Raw genomic sequence first — 20,123 nt, 5'->3', positions numbered from 1 at the left:
TGTTTAGCATGAAGTTTTTTCGGCAAGATAGGGCATATTGTATGATATAATTTAAAGTATTAAGTGAAACATTACTTACTAAATAGAAGGAACGGTGAAGAGTTTTTTGGACAGTCTATGGACCTCAGTTATCATTGTGTTAATCCTTATTGTGGCGAATGGTATTTTTGCCATGACCGAGATTGCGATTGTTACGTCAAAAAAGAACAGACTGGAGAAATTGCGCGATGAAGGGAATTCCAGTGCGCGCTATGCGTTGTTATTAGCGGAGGATCCGAATCAGTTATTGTCGACGATTCAGATTGGCATTACCTTAATTGGCGTCATCACAGGTGCCTTTGGCGGGGCTACCATTGCTGGTCAGGTAGCCGTGTATGTAGAACAAATTGACGCTCTTGCTCCATTCAGCTATGAGCTAAGCTTTATTATGGTTGTTGGACTTTCCACTTACCTGTCATTGATTATTGGTGAGCTGGTTCCAAAACGGATTGGGATGGGGAATCCTGAAAGAGTGGCCTGTGCCGTGGCAAAGCCGATGTTTTATTTTTCGAAAATAGGCCGGCCGGTCATCTGGTTTTTAAGTAAATCAACTGAATTTGTCTTGAAATTATTGCGAATAAAACCGAACCAGGAGCCGGATGTGACCGAAGAGGAAATCACGCAATTAATTGCACAGGGCGTTCACAGCGGTGTCGTGGAAGAGATAGAGCAGGATATCGTTGAACAGATTTTCTATTTAGGCGACAAACGTTTGAGTGATATTTTAACCCCTCGAACCCAGCTTGTTTGCCTTGATTTAGAGGAACCATTTGAAGAGAATATGGAAATCATCAATCAAAGCCATTACTCTAAATTTCCTGTCGGGCTAGGAAGCTTGGATAATTTCCAAGGCATCCTCCATAAGAAAGACCTTGTTTCCAAAATTGTGGCAGGGGGGACCTTCTCATTAGCTGACTGTGTCAAAGACACACTCGTCTTGCCGGAGCAAATGAAGGTGTTTCGCGCATTGGAATTGCTGAAGAAATCGGGTCAGCATGAGGCGATGATCATTGATGAGTATGGCGGAATAGAAGGCTTTGTCACGCTCCATGATATTATGGAGAATATCGTGGGCGAAATCCCGGGAAGAGATGACGAGGACGACCCGAGAATTATCAAGAGAGACGAAAATTCCTGGTTAGCCGATGGTCTTGTTTCGATGGATACCTTTGTCAGATATTTTGATTTAGAGGAGTATACAGCCCTTCTTAAAGATAATAAGAATTTCCACACATTAGGCGGGCTTGTGATCAATGAAATGGGCTATATCCCGAAAGAGAAGGACACCATTCAAGTCGGTGATTTGAGAATTGAAGTGGTGGACATGGACCGCGCACGAGTGGATAAGCTATTAATTACAAGGGTCAAAATAGAGACAATTGAAGAATGAATATACATAAAGATGGCCAAATTTAATGGTCATCTTTTTTATTTATGATTCTTTTCTACCTGAAAATTATCGAAATATTCATTCTTCTGTGATAATCTGAGAAAAAAGCATAGGGGTGAGCGGGTTGAAACAGATAATCGCGCTAGGCGGAGGGGGATTCTCGATGGAGCCAGAGAATCCGTTGTTGGATGAATACATATTAAGGCAGTCAGCTGCTCGGGTACCGAAGATTTGCTTTATCGGAACGGCGAGCGGGGATGCGGAAGGCTATATTGAACGGTTTTATCAGTTTTTCAATCAGTATGACTGTGAGCCAGCTCATCTCTCTCTTTTCAAGCCGCCATCCAGGGATTTAGAGAGCTTCGTGTTAGCGCAGGACATCATTTATGTCGGCGGCGGGAGCACGAAGAATTTGATGGCGCTCTGGAAGGAGTGGGGGCTCATCGACATCCTGAAGAAGGCCTATGAGCAAGGAGTTCTATTATGCGGCATTAGTGCCGGCGCCATTTGCTGGTATGAGATGGGGGTGACTGATTCATACGGCGGGGAGCTTGAGCCGGTGAAGGGTACCGGGATTCTTCAAGGCAGCCATTCACCTCATTATGATGAGGAGAAGAAGAGGCGCCCTGCCTACCAGCGCATGATCAAGGAAGGTGTGCTGAAGGGCGGGATGGCGGCAAGTGACGGCACAGCCCTTCATTACGTTAATGGGGAATTGAAGCACATCGTCAGCTCACGTCCGGAAGCGAGGGCCTATGAGGTGACGACAGAAGGCGAGAGGGAAATCAAGCCCTATTATTTAGGTCTTGATTATATCCGAACAGGGGAACGCCTTACCTTGAAGCCGTTCAAGGAAGATGCATTTCCGCTGCTCATGAAGTGGATTGAGAGTGAAGAACAAGTGACCCTCTGGTCTGGCTCGACTTTTACCTTCCCTCTGACCGAGAAGCAATTAATCGCCTATCAGGCTGATAAAAGTCAAATCGCCTTCAGCGCTTTCTCGAATGAAACAGGGGAATGCATCGGTCATATTGCGATCGGCAGGATAAACAATCGCCATCAATCAGCACGTATCGGCAAGGTGTTAATTGGAGATCCTGCGATGCGCGGCAAGGGGTTTGGGGAAGAAATGGTGAGGGAGGCGGTCCGTTTTGCCTTTCAGCATTTGCGGGTCCATAAAATAACCCTTGGCGTGTATGAGCAAAACGCGAGAGCCATTGCCTGCTATGAGAGGATTGGCTTTAAGAAGGAGGGGCTTCTGAAGGACCATGCGAGAGTGGGGGATGGCTATTGGAATATGTGGGAGATGGGCTTGCTAGAGGTTTAATTTTCCTCTTAAAGGTTACTAAATGATAGTGGTTTCGTTTTAGAAAGGGTGATAGATTTATGATGGGACATACGGAAATAGAGCAGCTGGAGGTCATGAAGCGCCTGAAAAGCGCGGTCCAGACATTTGGGCATAGGGCACCTCAATATGAAGAAAATCATGCCTTTCCATTTGAGAATATAGAGGATTTGAAGGAGATTGGCTATACGAAGCTGACCCTGCCGAAGGAATATGGCGGATATGGGGAAGGACTAGAGGCATTCCTGTACGGGCAGGAATTAATCGCGAGTGCCTGCGGCTCCACCTCGCTTGCGATTGGCTGGCATAATATGACCGTCTTAGAGATTCTCGAGAACAAGCAATGGGAACCGGCGAAAAAGGAGGAGTTATTCCGCGCAATCGCCAATGGGGCCCTTGTGAACAGGGCAGCCTCTGAGCCGGCAACAGGAAGCCCGACAAGAGGCGGACGACCGCAAACGACCGCCGAGAGAACCACGGATGGCTGGATATTGAATGGCCGCAAAACGTTCACCTCGCTCGCTCCTGCATTGGACTTGTTTCTAGTCAGTGCCTGGGTGCCGGAAGAGGAGGCGGTCGGCTGGTTCCTGGTACATAAGGATATCAATGGCGTTTCGATTGATGAGACATGGGATTTGATTGCCATGGAAGGCACAGGCAGCCATGATCTCGTCCTGGAAAACGTCCTCGTTAAATCAGATGATTATGTCGAGAAAGCGACACCAAAGAAAGCAACCGGCTGGTTATTGCATATTCCTGCCTGTTATATCGGGATTGCTCTAGGTGCGCGGAATTACGCCGTGCAATTTGCGAAAAGCTATACGCCGAACAGCCTGCGCGAGCCAATTGCCAGCCTGCCTCATATCCAGGACAAGATTGGCCATATTGAGCTTGAGCTCATGCAGGCCCGCCATTTCCTCTACTCGGTCGCAAGAAAATGGGACGCGGCACCAAATGAGCGCGAGACACAGGGGAGAGAGCTTGCAGCCGTAAAGCATGCGGTCACGAATGCAGCCATCTCCATCGTCGATAAGTCGATGCGAATCGTTGGCGCGCAGAGCTTAAAGAAATTCAATCCCCTCCAGCGCTATTTCCGCGACGTAAGGGCAGGGCTCCATAATCCGCCGATGGATGATGCGGTCATTACCTTACTTGCAAAAGGTATACTTGAGGAAGAAGAGGAGAGAACAACATGAAGTCAATCATATTAGATGTGGATACAGGAATTGACGATTCCTTGGCGATCGCCTATGCGGTCCACTCCCCAGAACTAGAGATTCTCGGTCTCACAACCTGCTTCGGGAATGTGAGTGTGGAGAAGGCGACACGGAACTCACGGCTTGTCCTTGAGAAGCTTGGCCGAACAGACATCCCTGTGTATGCAGGTGCCGGAGAAACGCTAAAGCGTGGACTAAACGGGGACTATCCGCGTGTCGTTCATGGAGATGATGGGCTCGGGAACTTGATTGACGCAGAACCAACACCAGAAATGGCGACAAGCGAGCAGCATGCCGTTGATTTTCTCATCGAGCAGGTGAAAAGTAAGCCTGGCAAGGTTACGTATATTTGTGTAGGACCGCTGACGAATCTGGCACTTGCCCTCCAAAAGGCACCTGAAATCACGGCTCTATTGGAAGAGGTCATCATCATGGGCGGTGCGGTCTACACGAAGGGGAATATCACCCCGCATGCGGAGGCGAATATCCACCGCGACCCGGATGCGGCTGACTTTGTCTTCCGCTCCAATTTGCCGCTTTACCTCGTCGGGCTGGATGTCACCATGCAAACGCTGCTCCCGACAGAAGAGCTGGCTATCTGGCGCGAGCAGAAGGGAGAAGTCGGCTCCTTCTTCGCGGACATGACCGAGTTCTACATTGATTTCTATAAGAAAACGAACCCCGGCATCAAGGGCTGTGCCTTGCATGACCCGCTGGCTGTCGGTGTGGCGATCGACAAGAGCTTTGTTAAATTGAAGCCAGAGCGCCTCTGGGTCGAGCTAGAAGGAGAAAAAGAAGGAAAGACCAATCCGAACGCCCAAGGCAGACCGCTTGTGAATGTATGCGCGGACGTGGATGAGGAGCGTTTTGTGAAGCATTTCTTGGGCAGAGTGCTCTAAATAGAATGGCTCAGCTGTCTTTAGTAAGATGGCTGGGCTATTTTTGTGCATGAAAAAAGCTCCCCATCTCCACGATTTTTGAATTTCGTGCGACTGTAGGAGCCTTTCCCTTTCTTATTCTTCACGACCCGTGTGGTTGGGTTGATTGACCATGTCATGCGGCTGTTTGACATCTCGCCGATGGTTTTCTTCTTTTTCTTCATAATGTGTTTCCTCCTCGGATATTAGTGTGGTCTTCTAGCGGCAGGTTTGCTGCAGGCAACAAGAAGCAAAAAGCCACCCCGTGCATCAGCAAGAAGGGTGGCCATTCGCCAACAGAGAGGTACCAGCTCTCTATTGTACTGTCTATGATTACCATAATATACCCGTTGGCTCAGTTAATCAACAAATAATGGTGGGAAGAGCAAACTATTTTATTCATGAGGGAAAACTTGATGAATAATAGAATAGGTATTAGTCAGGGAAGTTTTCTTTTATGCTTATTTGGTTTTCGTACTATTGCCATGAATGAGCTTTCTTACTAGATATATAATCCCCGCTAAAGCACCCAATGTTATTATACTTCCTATAAAGCTAAAACTGCTTAGCATGAACATCCTCCTTTTTGACAGATATTTTGGTTCTACTGTGAAACTTCCATCCCTATAGATAAAAACAATCAGAGATCCTTAAAATAACAAAACCATACTAACACACGAAAGAATAGTTTTCGTTCATTTCTCCATTTTTGAATAAAATGACCTATGGATTTCTACTAAAAATAATAAAAGAACGAATAATCTTATTTTGTTAAACATTGGAGGAAACAAAAAAACTGGCTCTTTGGCATTAGCAGCATTCCTTACGAAAACAGCCTTATAAAAGTTTACGATGCTTCTCTTTTAGATTTCTTTCAGTAACTGATATCTTATGCTAGAATAACAAAACCTACTGCATTTACCGCGGCGAATATAGAAAGGTTGATGCAAAATGAACAAATGGTTACAACAATTTAAGGAAACATTACTCAATGAATTCGGAGAGAGTATCCAATTCATTGGCTTACAAGGCAGTCGCGCTCGCAATGAAGCAACTGAAGACAGCGATATTGATGTAGTTGTTATTTTCGATACACTAACTATTGATAAATTAAAAAGATACGAAGCAGTCGTTCAAACGATGCCTGACCGTCATTTACTTTGTGGCTTTGTAGGGGGGATGGATGACTTAAATATTTGGGATAAAGCAGATTTATTTACGTTTATCTATGATACAAAAACTATCTATGGGCAGCTAGCTATTTCGAAAACAGCCATTACAACAGCTCATGTGAAAAAGTTTGTCCGTTCAACAGCTGGAAACATTTATCACATGACCCTGCACAATTATTTACATGGAAAATCTACTGAAATGATTCATGATTTATTTAAAAATGCTCGCTTTGCGATTCAAGGGAATGTTTTTTTACAACATACTGAATTCATCTCCCAACTAAATGAATTATCAACAGTTACAAAGGGTTACGACACGGATGTTATAACACGTCTCATTTCTTTAAAAAATCATGCACAAGTCGATTTGGACAAGGATACAGAACTTTTATTAGCTTGGTCAAAAGAAATATTGCAAGCTGTAAAAGACGAAACAGTGAGTTAATCTTTAGGGAAATATTGAATTAACAACAGCGTTAAAAATGAAAGAATACGAATTTGAAGCCTCCTGATAAGTGGGAATCCAGTGGAATTAGCTCGCTAGATGTGGCTGTAAACCGTATTCTTTTTAAGCTTGCATTCTCTAATCCTCAAACTGACAGAACCCAAGCACATGTCCATCCGGATCCTTGAAGTCAAAGGTGCGTATATCTGGGTAATTCCCGATATCCTCTGCCTCTACATGATTTTCAATCAGGAACGTATGCACATCATCAATATTGGTTGTAAAGAAGTTAAAAGGGGAGTGGTTGGAGGGCTGGACATTGGCCGATTGCACAAGGGTCAGGGAGGTTTCGCCGACCGTGAATGCGGCATAGCCATTTCGATTCCACCTTAAGGTTAACCCTAGTATCTCTGAATACCATTTAATCGAGCGGTCCATATCACTTACCTCGACAAATACCGTGTCAATTCTGTGTACTAAGCCTTTCATTGTTCCTCTCCTTTCGATTGCTCAATGAGAAAGATATTCGACAAGATTATGGTTATTCCTTCTCATAAGGAGGACTTAGCGTGTTTTTAGTGAATTGGTTTAATATAGGGTAGCAAGAGATTCCGGCAAAAGGAGGTAAACATGGATTTTTTATTTTGGCTGGCTATTGGTTTCATCATCCTTGGATTTTGTGCGATTATGGTAATCAAGCTGGTGATGAAAGAACCTACGGAAAAAAATCTGATTTGGTTCATCTGCGGGACCGGGGTTTGGGGAGCAGTGAGCGTCTTGCTTGTTCCTTGGCTGTTTGGAAGACTTTAAGGTAGAGAAAAGGGAATGTCGGTTGAACAAGGTGGAATCGTCCTGGCTAATAAATAGCTTCATTTTTATAGATTGAAAAGCATGATTGATAATCCATAGGGAAATAAGGGACACTACACAGAATGCTGTATAGTGTCCCTTATTTTATTTGATATGCTACGAATATTAACATCACTGTTATTGATTGTTGGTGGATAACATTGTGATAATCATGAATAATGAATATAGGAGGTATGAAAAGTATGATAAGTACGAATCTGAAGAAACTGCGGTTGCATCATAAATTAACACAGGAGGAAGTTGCTTTCAGGATTAATGTGTCAAGACAGGTGATTGCCAAATGGGAAAAGGGGGAATCTACACCTGATCTAGGTCATTGTCAGGCGTTAGCGAAATTGTATAATGTATCAATTGATAATTTAGTGAATTTTAACGGAGAGGATATGAATGTAATCATACCCATACCGCCGAAGGGAAAGCACTTTTTTGGCGTTGCCAAAATGGGAGAACGCGGGCAAATCGTTATTCCTAAAAAAGCACGTGATGTATTTCAAATAGAACCAGGGGACACCCTTGTTATTTTAGGAGATGAAGATAGAGGCCTTGCTATTGTTCCAGAAAAGATGATGCATGCCTTCTTTAATCTTGTGCAAACACCGTTTCAAAAGGAGGATGAATGATGGATCAGGCTATTTCAATTGATCAGTTAACCAAAAAATACAATGAAAAAACGGCTGTAGACAATGTATCCTTTTCAATCCAAAAGGGAGAGTTGTTTGGTTTATTAGGGGTAAATGGAGCAGGGAAAACAACGTTAATTAAAATGCTGTGCTGCTTAACAGCGCCTACAAACGGGTGTGCATCTATACTGGGATATGATATTGAAGAAAACCAAAAACAAGTGAAGGAAATCATCGCAGTCTCTCCTCAGGAAACGGCGATTGCGCCCAATTTGACTGTTCGTGAAAACTTAGAATTAATGGCTGGCATTCATGGATACTCAAAAATGGAGGTCAAAGAAAAAACAGCTCATATGATTGCTGCGTTTTCATTACAACCATATGAAAATCAAAAAAGTAAAACGTTATCCGGCGGTTGGCAACGGAAACTCAGCATTGCTCTTGCGCTTATTTCAGAACCGAAAATATTATTTTTAGATGAGCCTACATTAGGCTTGGATATTATAGGACGGCGTGAATTATGGGCTCTCATTGAAAAATTGAAAGAAAAAACAACCATTGTTTTAACCACTCATTATTTAGAAGAAGCAGAAGCGTTGTGTGATCGTATTTGTGTCATGAAAGATGGGAAAGTAAAAGCCATCGGAACAGTCAAAGAGCTCCTATCTATGACAAACACAGGGAATTTCGAGGATGCCTTTGTGAAAATAGTAACAAAGGAGGAGTTAGGATGAAAACGATGATTTTTGCTAATCGAGTAATGAAAGAAATTATCAGGGATCCTATTTCAATGTTCTTTGGTGTGGCCTTTCCTCTTATTTTACTAATCCTTTTATCAGCGATTAATAGCAGTATCCCTGTGGACTTATTCGATATTTCTTCATTAGCTCCTGGCATAGCCGTGTTTGGTCTTTCCTTTATGGCATTGTTTGCGGCTCAAGTAGTAGCAAAGGATCGTGCTAGTTCGTTTTTAACGAGATTATTTACAACACCGATGACCGCTCACAATTTTATTTTAGGATATATGTTACCTCTGGTGATCATGTCAGTTATACAAGTCGCTGTGTGCCTGTTTGCCGCCTTATTTCTAGGGCTTGATTTTACGATGACGATTTTTGCGGTAATGGTGGCATTGATACCTATGGCATTAATCTATATTGGTCTTGGTCTTATTTGCGGAACATTGTTTAGCGAAAAGGCTGCAACAGGAATTTGTGGCGCTCTCCTTACGAATTTTGCGGCATGGCTATCGGGCGTTTGGTTTGATTTAGAGTTAGTGGGAGGGATTTTTAAGGATATCGCTCATGCACTGCCATTTTTCCATGCGGTTGAAGTGGGGAAAGCTGTATTAAATGGAACTTATGAAGCCATGCTTCCACATCTCTGGTGGGTATTGGCCTATGCGGTCATCATCATCGTTATTTCCATCTTTGTCTTTAAAAAGAAAACGCAAGAAGTCTAGTGTATGAAAATAGTAATTAGATAAGCTATTCTTTTGAATAAGCATAGGGAAAGAGCCTTTCTACACTTTTGTAGAAGGCTCTTTTATCTCCTGAATCATGAATTGAATAGCCCTAACTTTCCAATCCGATCAACCGCTTCGATAAGCCGGTCTTCATCAACCAACAGACCGACACGAATATAGCCTTCGCCATATTCACCAAACCCTTTGCCCGCTGCAACGGCTACATCCGCTTTTTCTAGCAAAAAGTCAGCGAAACTTTCGCTCGTGAAGCCGGAAGGGACCGGAAGCCAGGCAAAGAAGGAGCCGGTTGGCGCATCGACTTCCCAGCCGATTTTTTGGCAGGCAGAAATGAAGGCATTCCGTCGCTGTTCATAACGGGCGACAAGTTCGTCAACGCAGGATTGATCCCCGGTTAAGGCAGCGATGGCCGCTTTTTGCACAGCAGGGAAGAGACTGACGTACAGATGGTCCTGAATGAGATTGAGCGCATCGATGATGGCTGGATTTCCGACCGCAAAGCCCACACGCCAGCCTGCCATATTGTACGTTTTCGATAAGGTGTACATTTCAATGCCGACATCCTTTGCGCCTTCCGCTTCAAGGAAGCTGACCGGCCTTTGTCCATCAAAGCCAATCGCGCCATAGGCGAAATCATGCAGGACGTTAATCTTATGTTCTTTGGCAAAGGCGACTGTTTTTTCAAAAAAGGCTAGATCCGCCGTAGCGCCTGTTGGATTGTTCGGATAGTTTAAATACATGAGCTTTGCCTCGTTCCGTTGTTCGAAAGGGATGCCCTCATAATCGGGCAAAAATTGATTGTCCTTTGTGAGCGGGAATGTTTCGACATTGACGTTTGCGAGTACTGCCCCGGATAAATAGTCAGGATAGCCTGGGTTTGGCAGAAGCATGAGCTCGCCATCGTTGAGCAGGCACATTGGCAGCTCAACTAGCCCGGCCTTCGTTCCAAAAAGGATGGCAACCTCTTGTTTAGGATCGATTTTGACTCCGTATTGCTTTTGATAAAATTCCGCGGCCGCTTCCTTCAATTCCTCTAAGCCGCGGAATGGAGAATATTTATGCGTTTGTGCGTCCTCAGCCGCTGCCTGCAGGGCTTTCACGATATGCGGAGGGGTAGGCTGATCGGGATTTCCTTGCCCGAGATTAATAATATCTCTCCCTTCAGCCATGGCACGGCTAACCTTTTGAACAAGTGCGGCAAAAAACTGGTCTGGCAATTTCTTTAAGCGTTCTGAATAGGTCATATTATTCACCCTTAATAAGGAAATAGTTTCTAAGATTGCAATAATTATTAAAATTCTATAACCTTTAATTAAAAATGTCTACAGTGAGGTGATTGGTCATGAAAATAGCGGTTGTACAAATGGATGTGGCTTTTGCTGATCCAGACAGAAATTTTGGGCAAGTGGAAGGGTTCATTGAAGAGGCTGCGAAGGCAGGGACAGAGGTGATTGTTCTCCCGGAAATGTGGAATGCGGGCTATGCCTTAAAGGAGCTTGAACGATTAGCAGATGTTAATGGGGAGCGAACGAAGAAATTCCTTAGCCGCCTGGCGACAAAGCATCACGTCCATATTGTCGGCGGTTCGGTTGCGACAAAGAAGAACGGCAGGTTTTATAATACGATGTATGTCGTTGATCAATCCGGTGATATCGTCTCTGAATATGATAAAGCCCATCTTTTCAAGCTGATGGATGAGCATAAGTTTATGAGTGCAGGGGAGAAGGCGAATGTTTTCACCTTGGCTGGGGTGACGTGCGGGGGGATCATTTGCTATGATTTGCGCTTTCCGGAATGGACGCGGACCCATGCATTGAAGGGGGCGGCGGTTATGTTCATCCCTGCCCAGTGGCCAAAGCCGCGAATTGATCATTGGCAGCTATTGCTTCAGGCTAGAGCGATTGAGAATCAATGCTATATCGTGGCGGTCAACCGTGTCGGTGAAGATCCGAATAATGAGTTCAATGGTCATTCGATGGTCATCGCGCCGTGGGGAGAGCTGCTTTTGAGCGGGGAAGCGGGGGAAGGAATCTTTTATACAGAGCTTGATTTCCAGGAAGTGAAGCGTGTCAGAAAAGCCATTCCTGTTTTTGATGATAGGAGAACCCATTTATATGAGCTGTGAAAAAAATTTTCGGGATATTGATTGATTTAGCAAGGAGTAAAGCGTTTTCACAAATTTTATCAAAAAAGATTATCGTTGACAGAATGTTTAGAACTCTGTAATATCATAATCAAATTAAATACATTGCTTATCGAGAGTGACCGAGGGACTTGGCCCTATGACGTCCGGCAACCCCCTTTATTGAGGGAAGGTGCCAATTCCAGCAGAATGGATGACATTCTGAAAGATAAGTCGAGATAGATGTTTATTTCGATGCCCCTTTCAGATGAGAGGGGCATTTTTATTGTAGAAAATGTACAGGGATAGAGGTTGGCATATGATTAGTATTCAGAATCTTAACAAAATTTATAAAACGAAAAGCGGCGTAGTCAATGGTGTCGATAATGTATCCCTAGAGGTTAAAAAAGGCGAGATATTCGGGATCGTCGGATACTCAGGAGCAGGGAAAAGCTCGCTGCTTCGCTGCATTAATTTGCTGGAGCGTCCAACCTCGGGCAGGATCACGGTTGATGGACTGGACCTGACGAAGCTGAGAAGGGAAAATTTGCGGCAGGCACGCTTGAAAATCGGGATGATCTTTCAGCACTTTTATCTGATCAGCCAGAAAACAGTATTTGAGAATATTGCGTTTGCTTTGAAGGCAGCCAATATGCCGCAGGCAAAGCGAAAAAAACGAGTGGAAGAGCTGCTGAAAATGGTCGGATTAGCCGACAAGCGTGATGTGTATCCTTCCCAGCTGAGCGGGGGACAGAAGCAGCGTGTCGCGATTGCCAGGGCGTTAGCGAATAACCCGACCGTCCTTCTCTGTGATGAGGCGACCTCAGCACTCGACCCAACAACGACGAAGTCTATCTTGAATCTATTGAAAAAAATCAATCAGGAGCTCAACATCACAATTGTCTTGATTACGCATGAGATGAATGTCGTGAAGGAAATTTGTCACCGGATGGCGATCATGCAGGATGGCAGGGTCATCGAGGAAGGCTCGGTGTATGAAATTTTCGCTAAACCGCAGACCGATCTGACAAAGGAATTCATCAGTAGTGTGGTCTCGTTCGACATACCCGAAGCCATTTACAAGGAATGCGAGGGTCCGATTGTCAAGGTGACATTCAGGGGGACGGTTGCTGGGGAGGGCGTCATCTCAGATACGCTTCAGCAATTCCAAGTGAAGGGCAATTTCTTACATGGCTCGATTGAATACATACAGGATTTGCCGCTCGGTATTTTTATCATGGAGCTTCGCGGACAGAAGGAAGAGATTCATAAAGCCATCTCTTATATAAAAAATCGCGAAGCAGAAGTGGAGGTGATCCAGCATGGGCTTTGATTTCAACCACTTTGTTGAGCTGATTCCAGAGATCAACACGGCGTTTCTGCAGACGATTTACATGATTACAATTTCCCTCGCTGTTGCGATTGTGATTGGCTTGCCCGTCGGGATTATTCTTTATGTAACAGATAAGGGTCTGTTTTGGGAAAACAAAACGGTACAGACGATTCTAGGATTTTTCGTCAATCTCATCCGCAGTATCCCGTTTATTATTTTGTTGGTTGCTCTCATCCCGTTGACCGACTTGATTGTCAATACGACGATTGGACCGGCAGCAGCGAGTGTATCGCTATCTGTGGCGGCGATTCCGTTTTTTGCGAGAATCGTTGAAACGTCATTGCGGGAGATTGATAAGGGTGTCATCGAAGCCGCGATTGCAGCTGGTGCAACACCGTGGATGATTATAAAAGATGTCCTCTTGCTTGAAGCGAGATCCGGAATCATCTCAGGTATTACTCTGACATTGATCAGCTTGATTGGTTTCTCTGCCATGGCCGGAACGGTCGGGGGCGGCGGGATTGGCGATTTGGCGATTCGCTACGGCTATTACCGCTATGATAATACCATCATGATTGCAACCGTCATTATATTGATTGTTTTAGTTCAGGTTATCCAATTTGCTGGTGATTTCATCGCAAAGGTTATCGATAAAAGATAAATAGAAAAGGGGAAATGGTTCATGAAAAAGGGGTTAACAGCATTTATTTTATTAGTAGTTATAAGTGTACTGGCAGCGTGCGGAGGCAATGAAAGCAGCGGGGACGCAAGCACGGAGTCGAAGGATATTAAAATTGGCGCCACGTCCGGTCCTTATAGCGATATGGTCACAAAAGCCATTAAGCCAGGCTTGGAGGAATTGGGCTATAAGGTAGAGGTAGTGGAATTCAGTGATTATATCCAGCCGAACAAAGCACTTGATACGGGTGATATTGATGCGAACCTATTCCAGCATACGATTTACCTAGAAAACTTTGAAAAAGAGAACAGCATGGATTTATCCGCTTTAATTACCGTACCGACGGCGCCGATGGGCATTTATTCAAACACCTACAAATCATTCGATGAAGTGAAGGATGGCGCGACCATCACCATTCCGAATGACCCGGTCAATGCAGCCCGTGCATTCACGACGCTTCAGGATGAAGGATTACTCGTCGTGGATGAAAAGGCGGATCCGCTTAAGGTATCTGAAAAGGATATCGTTGAGAACAAGAAAAACCTGAAATTCCAGCCGCTTGAATCAGGCCAGCTTCCTCGCTCTGTTGACAGCGCCGACCTCGCCGCTGTCCCAGGAAACTTCGCACTCGCTGCAAAGATGGATTTATTAAGTGCATTAGCACTTGAGAATATGGCTGATCAGTACCGCAATGTAGTAGCTGTCAAGGCAGATAAGGAAGATTCACAGCTTGCTAAGGATCTATTAAAAGTCGTCGAGGCAGATGCATTCGAGAAAGTGATTGATGAGGAATTTGAAGGGTTTGGCAAGCCTGAATGGATGAAATAAAATCTTGAACCATCCAAAACAAAGAGGTTAGATAGAAAGTAAATAATTGGATGGCACTCCCTGCTTTTTTTATAAAAAGGCAGGGTTTTACCCTACAACGATAGAAATGAGTGATGAAAATGACCGTATTTTCCGTTCATGCAGCACCAAGTGAATATATCTTGAAAGAGAATGCCTTAGATTTATTGGAAGCAAAGCTATTGGAACGTAATCTCCGTAAGGTACTGGTCGTTCATGGAGAAAAATCGTGGGAGGCAGCTAAGTCGTATTGGCCGCAAATGGAAGAGGTACAAGCTGAGGAATATACATACGGAGGAGACTGCACATTATCCGAAATCGAAGCGGTGGCCGGGCTGGTCAAGCAGCATTCCTTGGATGCGGTCATCGGCGTCGGAGGCGGAAAGGTGCTCGATCTTGTGAAGGCGGTGTGCGATGAGACTGGGAGGCAGGCAATTCTCATCCCGACCTTGGCATCGAATTGTTCGCCATGGACGCCATTGAGTGTAATCTATGATGAATCAGGTGCCTTCATTCGTTATGACATCTATCCGGTTTGTACCAGTCTCGTGCTGGTGGAGCCGCGAATTTTAGCTGAGGCTCCAGTTAGGATGCTCATTGCCGGCATTGGAGACACCTTAGCTAAATGGTATGAAGCCGATGTGCAGATAGCGGACATTGATCCTAAGCCTGTACCTCTGCAAATCGCCCATTTTGCCGCAAGACAATGTAAGGACCTGCTGCTTCAATCAGCCCGTGGAGCGGTGGCTGCTGCAAAGGCAGGGGAAGTGAATGAAGACTTCATCCAAGTAGCGGAGACGATCATGATGTATGGCGGCATGGTGGGCGGCTATGGGGATCATTACGGTCGGATTGCTGGTGCGCATTCGATTCACAACGGGTTAACGGCACTGGAGGAAACCCATCATGCCTTGCATGGGGATAAGGTGGCTTATGGCATTTTGGTTCAGCTTGTGCTCGAGGACAAATGGATGGAAATTGTCGAGCTTCAACCGTTTTATGAGGAGCTGGGTCTTCCTTTATCATTAATTGATTTAGGGGTGGAGGATGTAACAAAAGCGATAATGGAAGAAATCGCTAAAAAGGCGACACTGGCGAGTGAGTCCATTCATGTCATGAAAGTCGGTCCGATTACAGCAGAGAGAGTGGCGGGCGCCATTCGGAGACTGGAGCAATTTATGGAGTGTGAGGAATGCGGCTGATGGATGGTCATTCCTGTAATAGGGCCTAACTCCTACAGCGAGAATTCTTCTATTAAACAAAATAAAAAATCAGTGGGGTGGACGATGAAAGCATTAGAACGTTTCAGTCAATTTGTCAGCAGTACATTTGCGGTATGGGTGCTTATCTTTGCGGCGCTAGCTTTCTTTATTCCGAGCGGTTTTTCATGGATTGCCGCCTATATTACGATTTTGCTAGGGATAGTCATGTTCGGGATGGGATTGACCATTTCAGCGGCTGATTTTAAGGAAGTACTGACAAGGCCGAAGGATGTTCTCGTTGGGGTAGCCGGTCAGTTCATCATTATGCCGACATTGGCCTTTTTGCTGGTTAAGCTATTTGATCTTCCGCCGGAAATCGCTATCGGTGTCATTTTAGTTGGCTGCTGCCCAGGCGGAACAGCCTCGAATGTAATGACCTTCCTGTCAAAAGGCGATGTTGCTTTATCGGTCACGATTACATCTGTCACGACCTTGCTCGCTCCATTTGTCACACCTGCACTCATCTTTTTATTTGCGAGTGAATACATCGATGTGGCGCCTGCGAGTCTTTTCATGTCCATCGTGAAGGTCATTGTCATCCCAATCGCCCTTGGTTTTATCGTTCAAAAGCTGTTTAATAAACAGGCAAAAGCAAGTGTGAAAGTCATGCCGCTTGTGTCTGTTGTGGCGATTGTGGCAATTGTCGCAGCTGTCGTGGCAGCAAATCAGCAGCAGATTGCTGAGACAGGATTGCTCATCTTCGCTGTCGTCGTCCTGCATAATGGCTTAGGCTATTTAATCGGCTACTTATTCGGCAAACTATTCGGCATGAATCTGTCGAAAAAGAAAGCCGTTGCGATTGAAGTCGGCATGCAAAACTCAGGATTGGGTGCCTCCTTGGCGGTCGCGCATTTCTCGCCTCTAGCAGCAGTCCCAAGTGCGATCTTTAGTGTATGGCATAATATATCCGGGCCGATATTGGCGACGATTTTCAGTCGGATGAAGGATAAGGATGGGCTGGTTGAGGAAGATAAGACACAATCGATTTAAGGGGAATGCTCCGCAAAGTGATGGCTTTGCGGAGTTTTTTTGATTAAGGCATTAATAATAATTCATACGATAAGGGAGTATATAAAAGGCAACTGTAAAAGACAAATTTTTAAAAAGAAATTGAAAAAGGGGAGAGATGACCAAGAAAACGAATAGGTATTTGTATTGCTCCCTTTCTTCTTATTCCTAATATTTTTAAGTGTGATATTATAAAAATATATTAATCATTTAAAGGGTTTATCGGTTAGTCATCTAGACAAATGATTACATCATAGCAGGTTTACCAGTTGCCTATAATGATTGTGGTTATTAAATACAGTCAATAAACCTAAGTATAAGGATGGAATTACTTAGAAAAACCCTTTGTGTACGTTATACAATAAAAAATGTAAAGTGAAATTCAACTCAAGGATTCATGCCCTATGTATGATTCCTTTTTTACTAGAACTTATAAAAATGACCCCTGTCGAAAGAGATAGAACCTTAAATGAGGAGAAATGTCGATGAAATATCCGCTAGATACCGTCAATTTGCTGAAGTATGCAACTACGGAGAATTCTTATAGATATAGGCCGATTATTCGGTTCTTATATGAACAATATGAACGATTCAAATATTATAGCAGGACAGAAGAAATTTTCCGCTTTTTAAAAGAAAACAAGCTTGTAGAAGATACATACAAAGAGAGTGACCTATATGAAGATTTAAGAAGATTAGAAGCTTGGGAATGTGTAATTTCTCGTCGGGACAAAGAACTAATCTTCTATACCATAGAAGAATTTAAAAACAAGAGACTGAAATATCAGATAACACAGCCGGTATTTGAAATTGAAAATACCCTGAAAAAGTTAGATGAATTGGAAGATGAATTAACTGGTGCTCTGGAAAGTCGTGAATTTGAAAGAATCTTGAAGGGCGTTAATAAGCTGATGGAAGTTGATCTTGATAACGCCAGTAATGAGATTCTATATGAGAACTGGATGGTGTTAATGAATAGCTTAGAAAACCTAAAACGTAACTCTGCTAACTATTTATCTTATCTAAAGAGCGAAAAAGCCGAGCAATTATTCAAAACCGAAGAATTCCTGTTATTCAAAGAAAAGTTTGTGGATTACCTATCTAAGTTCATCTTAACAATGAACCGAAATAAACATAAAATCGCCAAAATGATTAGTGGCATTGAGCAAAGTTATATAGACCGATACATACAACGATTAGTTGATTATTTTGCTTCCATTCCAACGTTAGATGGGCAAAAGTTCAACAGAGAAAAAAGCACAAGATTACAAACGGAAAGATGGCTAGAATTAAGAAACTGGTTCATCAGTTCAGGCGACAATGTGCGTGATGTAGATGTTTTACTTAAAGAGACTGAAGTTAGTATCCAAATGATCAGTCGATATGCTTTGAGACTTTCCGAAATGAAAGGAAACAATAAAAACAGAAAAGACGATTACCTTGCACTAGCAACTATGTTCAATCAGTGTGAGCACATAGATGACGCCCATCATTTAGCGGCCGCCTGCTTTGGTGTTCACCATACGAAACATCTCTTTGGGATTGAAAAATTGACCGATACTCAAAATGAAGAGATTTGGGAACAGAATCAACCGACTTTTGTTACCGCTCCCAAGAGCAAAGCATATCAAAGAAACAAAAGAATTAAATCCTATGTAAAAGCATCTACAGAAGAAAAACAAATCAAAAAAGAACAGGTTAGGGATAATCGCAAAAAAGAACGCCAAATGATTGCATCCTTAATCGTTGACCAAAAAATTGTACTGAAGGACCTTGGAATTGTTGAACCTTTTGTGCGGAAATCCATTCTTACCTGGATATCCAGGGGAGCTCAAAATAAGAGACGTACAGGCAAAACAGACTTCGGTGAAAGTTTCAGCTTTTATAAGGCAAGCGACCAAAAAATTAAACTAAAGTGTACAGACGGTGTAATGGAAATGCCTGACTTGATATTTGAATTTGAAACGGGAGATTGAGACTATGTCAGACAAAGAACAATTTAGAGCGGGCGTAACAGCCCTGCTTGAGAACTTTTGGATTCAGAAACGGACACACCCCGCTGAATATATGAACATTAAGCGAAATCAAAAAGCCATCCAAAAATACTTTGTAGAGAACTTCGGATATCGACTTTACGCAGGAATCGATTTATATAAGTTGGAGAAGATTCCTTACCGTACTGAGAAGTGGATGGGGATACAAGGGGATACACTAGGGTTTAAAGAACCGATGGACTATTCAATTTTTGCCGCGATTCTTGCTTATTTAGAAGATAAAGCAAAAGACGATTTATTTTTAGTAAGTACGTTGGTTGAAAACGTGAAAAACTTTTTCGATGACCAAATAGAAGTAAGATGGGAGAACTATCAGCATCGTTTATCCTTCTGCAGAGCAATGAAATACGCCCAAGCAATGGACCTTGTGGAATGCTTAGAAGGAGAGATAGATAAATACAAAACGGACGGAAAAGAGGAAATTTTGTATCGGCCGACGATGAATTCAAAATACTTTATGCGGTATTTCTCCAAACCTGTCCAAGAATTTCAGAATGTGAACGAAATGTTGGAGGATAGTTGGAAGATACCTGGCGAAGAGCCTACCGCAAGGATGAATTTACAAGCATTAAACAGACGATTATTCTTCTCCCCGGTGGTCTATAGACACGAACTAACGGACGAGGAAAAGAGATATCTATCTTTACAGACTCATCGTATGGTTGAAAACATACCGGAAAATACCCATTTTGAATTAGAAGTTTATAAGAATGAATTATTGCTAGTCTCCAAAGAGAAGAACCTCACAGGACAGCAGCACCCTAACCTTAAAACCATCTCAGATGTCGTCTTACAATTCTCTGCTTTGCTCAAAGCAAAGGTGAAGGAACTAGGCGATGAACAACTTCCAGACTTCGAATATTCGATAGGGAAGGAAGTATTCGAAAAATGGATTGAGGAATTACAAGACGAGTTTGGTCACGGTTGGAGCAAAAACTACAGAGAGCAGGAACCAGTTGAGCTCGCGGAAAGCGTGTTGGATTACTTAATTGATTGGAAGTTTGCCGATTACGATAAACAAACCTATTCGGTCATTCTCTATCCGCCAGCGGTACGAATTGGAGGAACATTCCCACGGGACTACCTATTCCAACGATACTTTGTAAGAAGAATTAAGGAGATGGGTTTCTTTGTGGAAGGAGACCATTACCTATCAATGGACCTATTCAGAGAAATCGTGGACACGTTTAACAAGGACAACAAAGATTCTAAAATGACTGTTAAAACCTCATTGGATGCAATCGAAAAGTATGTCTTATCGAAAGATGATGATTTTATAGCATTGGACGAAGAAAAAATAGTAACAACAAAAGGAGCATAA

The 20,123-nt window shown here is 43.5% G+C and carries 20 protein-coding genes, 1 pseudogene and 1 riboswitch; of the genes and pseudogenes, 18 read left to right on the top strand and 3 right to left on the bottom strand.

The window, feature by feature from the left end; translation table 11 throughout:
- Positions 1 to 94: 94 nt before the first annotated feature.
- The 5 genes and pseudogenes from CYL18_RS14600 to CYL18_RS14585 all read left to right on the top strand — a co-directional run bounded on the left by CYL18_RS14600 (position 95) and on the right by CYL18_RS14585 (position 4,890).
- On the top strand, positions 95 to 1,429 hold the full coding sequence (locus CYL18_RS14600) for a hemolysin family protein (protein ID WP_104850267.1): 1,335 nt from the start codon (positions 95 to 97) through the stop codon (positions 1,427 to 1,429).
- Positions 1,430 to 1,553: 124 nt separating this feature from the next.
- A pseudogene (locus CYL18_RS19535) lies at positions 1,554 to 2,234 on the top strand (Type 1 glutamine amidotransferase-like domain-containing protein); the annotation flags it as partial.
- 33 nt (positions 2,235 to 2,267) lie between these two features.
- Positions 2,268 to 2,756 carry a GNAT family N-acetyltransferase gene (locus CYL18_RS19530; RefSeq protein WP_269089196.1) on the top strand — a complete coding sequence of 163 codons (489 nt, stop codon included), beginning with the start codon at positions 2,268 to 2,270 and terminating at the stop codon, positions 2,754 to 2,756.
- 62 nt (positions 2,757 to 2,818) lie between these two features.
- Complete coding sequence (locus tag CYL18_RS14590; protein ID WP_104850293.1) at positions 2,819 to 3,970, top strand: acyl-CoA dehydrogenase family protein; 1,152 nt, start codon at positions 2,819 to 2,821, stop codon at positions 3,968 to 3,970.
- Positions 3,967 to 4,890 (top strand): nucleoside hydrolase, encoded by a 924-nt coding sequence (locus tag CYL18_RS14585; RefSeq protein WP_104850265.1) that lies wholly within the window; start codon positions 3,967 to 3,969, stop codon positions 4,888 to 4,890. Before CYL18_RS14590 ends, CYL18_RS14585 begins: the two co-directional genes overlap by 4 nt.
- A 20-nt stretch (positions 4,891 to 4,910) precedes the next feature.
- On the opposite strand, the gene CYL18_RS14580 is transcribed toward CYL18_RS14585, so the two are convergent.
- Complete coding sequence (locus CYL18_RS14580) at positions 4,911 to 5,093, bottom strand: alternative ribosome rescue factor ArfA (RefSeq protein WP_104850264.1); 183 nt, start codon at positions 5,091 to 5,093, stop codon at positions 4,911 to 4,913.
- Positions 5,094 to 5,859: 766 nt separating this feature from the next.
- Here CYL18_RS14580 and CYL18_RS14575 point away from each other — a divergent pair.
- The gene (locus tag CYL18_RS14575) at positions 5,860 to 6,525 is read left to right on the top strand and encodes a nucleotidyltransferase domain-containing protein (protein ID WP_104850263.1); all 666 of its coding nucleotides are present in this window, start codon (positions 5,860 to 5,862) and stop codon (positions 6,523 to 6,525) included.
- Positions 6,526 to 6,663: 138 nt separating this feature from the next.
- Here the strand turns inward: CYL18_RS14575 and CYL18_RS14570 are convergent, their stop codons facing one another.
- Positions 6,664 to 7,014, bottom strand: coding sequence for a VOC family protein (locus CYL18_RS14570; protein WP_104850262.1), 351 nt, complete (start codon positions 7,012 to 7,014; stop codon positions 6,664 to 6,666).
- A 141-nt stretch (positions 7,015 to 7,155) separates the two neighbouring features.
- Here CYL18_RS14570 and CYL18_RS14565 point away from each other — a divergent pair, with 141 nt between their 5' ends.
- The 4 genes from CYL18_RS14565 to CYL18_RS14550 all read left to right on the top strand — a co-directional run bounded on the left by CYL18_RS14565 (position 7,156) and on the right by CYL18_RS14550 (position 9,477).
- Positions 7,156 to 7,335 (top strand): hypothetical protein, encoded by a 180-nt coding sequence (locus CYL18_RS14565; RefSeq protein WP_104850261.1) that lies wholly within the window; start codon positions 7,156 to 7,158, stop codon positions 7,333 to 7,335.
- A gap of 242 nt (positions 7,336 to 7,577) precedes the next feature.
- Positions 7,578 to 8,015, top strand: a complete 438-nt coding sequence (locus CYL18_RS14560) for a helix-turn-helix domain-containing protein (RefSeq protein WP_104850260.1) — start codon at positions 7,578 to 7,580, stop codon at positions 8,013 to 8,015.
- Positions 8,015 to 8,749: an ABC transporter ATP-binding protein gene (locus CYL18_RS14555; protein WP_104850259.1), complete on the top strand. Its 735-nt coding sequence runs from the start codon at positions 8,015 to 8,017 to the stop codon at positions 8,747 to 8,749. The genes CYL18_RS14560 and CYL18_RS14555 overlap by 1 nt, the downstream gene beginning before the upstream one ends.
- A complete protein-coding gene (locus CYL18_RS14550; RefSeq protein ID WP_104850258.1) occupies positions 8,746 to 9,477 on the top strand; it encodes an ABC transporter permease in 732 nt (243 codons plus the stop codon). The genes CYL18_RS14555 and CYL18_RS14550 overlap by 4 nt, the downstream gene beginning before the upstream one ends.
- Positions 9,478 to 9,572: 95 nt before the next feature.
- Here the strand turns inward: CYL18_RS14550 and CYL18_RS14545 are convergent, their stop codons facing one another.
- A complete protein-coding gene (locus tag CYL18_RS14545) occupies positions 9,573 to 10,742 on the bottom strand; it encodes a pyridoxal phosphate-dependent aminotransferase (protein ID WP_104850257.1) in 1,170 nt (389 codons plus the stop codon).
- A 98-nt stretch (positions 10,743 to 10,840) separates the two neighbouring features.
- Between CYL18_RS14545 and CYL18_RS14540 the strand changes: the two genes are divergently transcribed.
- The 8 genes from CYL18_RS14540 to CYL18_RS14505 all read left to right on the top strand — a co-directional run bounded on the left by CYL18_RS14540 (position 10,841) and on the right by CYL18_RS14505 (position 20,123).
- Positions 10,841 to 11,623 (top strand): carbon-nitrogen family hydrolase, encoded by a 783-nt coding sequence (locus tag CYL18_RS14540; protein WP_104850256.1) that lies wholly within the window; start codon positions 10,841 to 10,843, stop codon positions 11,621 to 11,623.
- Between the two features lie 124 nt (positions 11,624 to 11,747).
- A riboswitch (SAM riboswitch) is annotated at positions 11,748 to 11,856 on the top strand.
- An 83-nt stretch (positions 11,857 to 11,939) separates the two neighbouring features.
- The gene (locus CYL18_RS14535) at positions 11,940 to 12,953 is read left to right on the top strand and encodes a methionine ABC transporter ATP-binding protein (protein ID WP_104850255.1); all 1,014 of its coding nucleotides are present in this window, start codon (positions 11,940 to 11,942) and stop codon (positions 12,951 to 12,953) included.
- Positions 12,943 to 13,614, top strand: coding sequence for a methionine ABC transporter permease (locus CYL18_RS14530; RefSeq protein WP_104850254.1), 672 nt, complete (start codon positions 12,943 to 12,945; stop codon positions 13,612 to 13,614). Before CYL18_RS14535 ends, CYL18_RS14530 begins: the two co-directional genes overlap by 11 nt.
- A 21-nt stretch (positions 13,615 to 13,635) precedes the next feature.
- Positions 13,636 to 14,460 (top strand): MetQ/NlpA family ABC transporter substrate-binding protein, encoded by an 825-nt coding sequence (locus CYL18_RS14525; RefSeq protein ID WP_104850253.1) that lies wholly within the window; start codon positions 13,636 to 13,638, stop codon positions 14,458 to 14,460.
- A 119-nt stretch (positions 14,461 to 14,579) separates the two neighbouring features.
- Positions 14,580 to 15,680 carry an iron-containing alcohol dehydrogenase family protein gene (locus CYL18_RS14520; RefSeq protein WP_104850252.1) on the top strand — a complete coding sequence of 367 codons (1,101 nt, stop codon included), beginning with the start codon at positions 14,580 to 14,582 and terminating at the stop codon, positions 15,678 to 15,680.
- 84 nt (positions 15,681 to 15,764) lie between these two features.
- On the top strand, positions 15,765 to 16,730 hold the full coding sequence (locus CYL18_RS14515) for a bile acid:sodium symporter family protein (RefSeq protein ID WP_104850292.1): 966 nt from the start codon (positions 15,765 to 15,767) through the stop codon (positions 16,728 to 16,730).
- Positions 16,731 to 17,233: 503 nt separating this feature from the next.
- The gene (locus CYL18_RS14510) at positions 17,234 to 18,724 is read left to right on the top strand and encodes a TIGR02677 family protein (RefSeq protein WP_161497148.1); all 1,491 of its coding nucleotides are present in this window, start codon (positions 17,234 to 17,236) and stop codon (positions 18,722 to 18,724) included.
- 4 nt (positions 18,725 to 18,728) lie between these two features.
- On the top strand, positions 18,729 to 20,123 hold the full coding sequence (locus CYL18_RS14505) for a TIGR02678 family protein (protein WP_104850250.1): 1,395 nt from the start codon (positions 18,729 to 18,731) through the stop codon (positions 20,121 to 20,123).

This window comes from Pradoshia eiseniae, assembly GCF_002946355.1.
GTDB lineage: Bacteria > Bacillota > Bacilli > Bacillales > Pradoshiaceae > Pradoshia > Pradoshia eiseniae.
The sequence above is the reverse complement of the archived record's forward strand: the minus strand, read 5'-3'. Positions and strand labels throughout refer to the sequence as shown.

Bases quoted from the DNA above. Each gene is read 5' to 3' on its own strand.
- CYL18_RS14590 (WP_104850293.1), top strand. From the start codon at position 2,819: ATGGGACATACGGAAATAGAGCAGCTGGAGGTCATGAAGCGCCTGAAA.
- CYL18_RS14585 (WP_104850265.1), top strand. From the start codon at position 3,967: ATGAAGTCAATCATATTAGATGTGGATACAGGAATTGACGATTCCTTG.
- CYL18_RS14580 (WP_104850264.1), bottom strand. From the start codon at position 5,093: ATGAAGAAAAAGAAGAAAACCATCGGCGAGATGTCAAACAGCCGCATG.
- CYL18_RS14575 (WP_104850263.1), top strand. From the start codon at position 5,860: ATGAACAAATGGTTACAACAATTTAAGGAAACATTACTCAATGAATTC.
- CYL18_RS14570 (WP_104850262.1), bottom strand. From the start codon at position 7,014: ATGAAAGGCTTAGTACACAGAATTGACACGGTATTTGTCGAGGTAAGT.
- CYL18_RS14565 (WP_104850261.1), top strand. From the start codon at position 7,156: ATGGATTTTTTATTTTGGCTGGCTATTGGTTTCATCATCCTTGGATTT.
- CYL18_RS14560 (WP_104850260.1), top strand. From the start codon at position 7,578: ATGATAAGTACGAATCTGAAGAAACTGCGGTTGCATCATAAATTAACA.
- CYL18_RS14555 (WP_104850259.1), top strand. From the start codon at position 8,015: ATGGATCAGGCTATTTCAATTGATCAGTTAACCAAAAAATACAATGAA.
- CYL18_RS14550 (WP_104850258.1), top strand. From the start codon at position 8,746: ATGAAAACGATGATTTTTGCTAATCGAGTAATGAAAGAAATTATCAGG.
- CYL18_RS14545 (WP_104850257.1), bottom strand. From the start codon at position 10,742: ATGACCTATTCAGAACGCTTAAAGAAATTGCCAGACCAGTTTTTTGCC.
- CYL18_RS14540 (WP_104850256.1), top strand. From the start codon at position 10,841: ATGAAAATAGCGGTTGTACAAATGGATGTGGCTTTTGCTGATCCAGAC.
- CYL18_RS14535 (WP_104850255.1), top strand. From the start codon at position 11,940: ATGATTAGTATTCAGAATCTTAACAAAATTTATAAAACGAAAAGCGGC.
- CYL18_RS14530 (WP_104850254.1), top strand. From the start codon at position 12,943: ATGGGCTTTGATTTCAACCACTTTGTTGAGCTGATTCCAGAGATCAAC.
- CYL18_RS14525 (WP_104850253.1), top strand. From the start codon at position 13,636: ATGAAAAAGGGGTTAACAGCATTTATTTTATTAGTAGTTATAAGTGTA.
- CYL18_RS14520 (WP_104850252.1), top strand. From the start codon at position 14,580: ATGACCGTATTTTCCGTTCATGCAGCACCAAGTGAATATATCTTGAAA.
- CYL18_RS14515 (WP_104850292.1), top strand. From the start codon at position 15,765: ATGAAAGCATTAGAACGTTTCAGTCAATTTGTCAGCAGTACATTTGCG.
- CYL18_RS14510 (WP_161497148.1), top strand. From the start codon at position 17,234: ATGAAATATCCGCTAGATACCGTCAATTTGCTGAAGTATGCAACTACG.
- CYL18_RS14505 (WP_104850250.1), top strand. From the start codon at position 18,729: ATGTCAGACAAAGAACAATTTAGAGCGGGCGTAACAGCCCTGCTTGAG.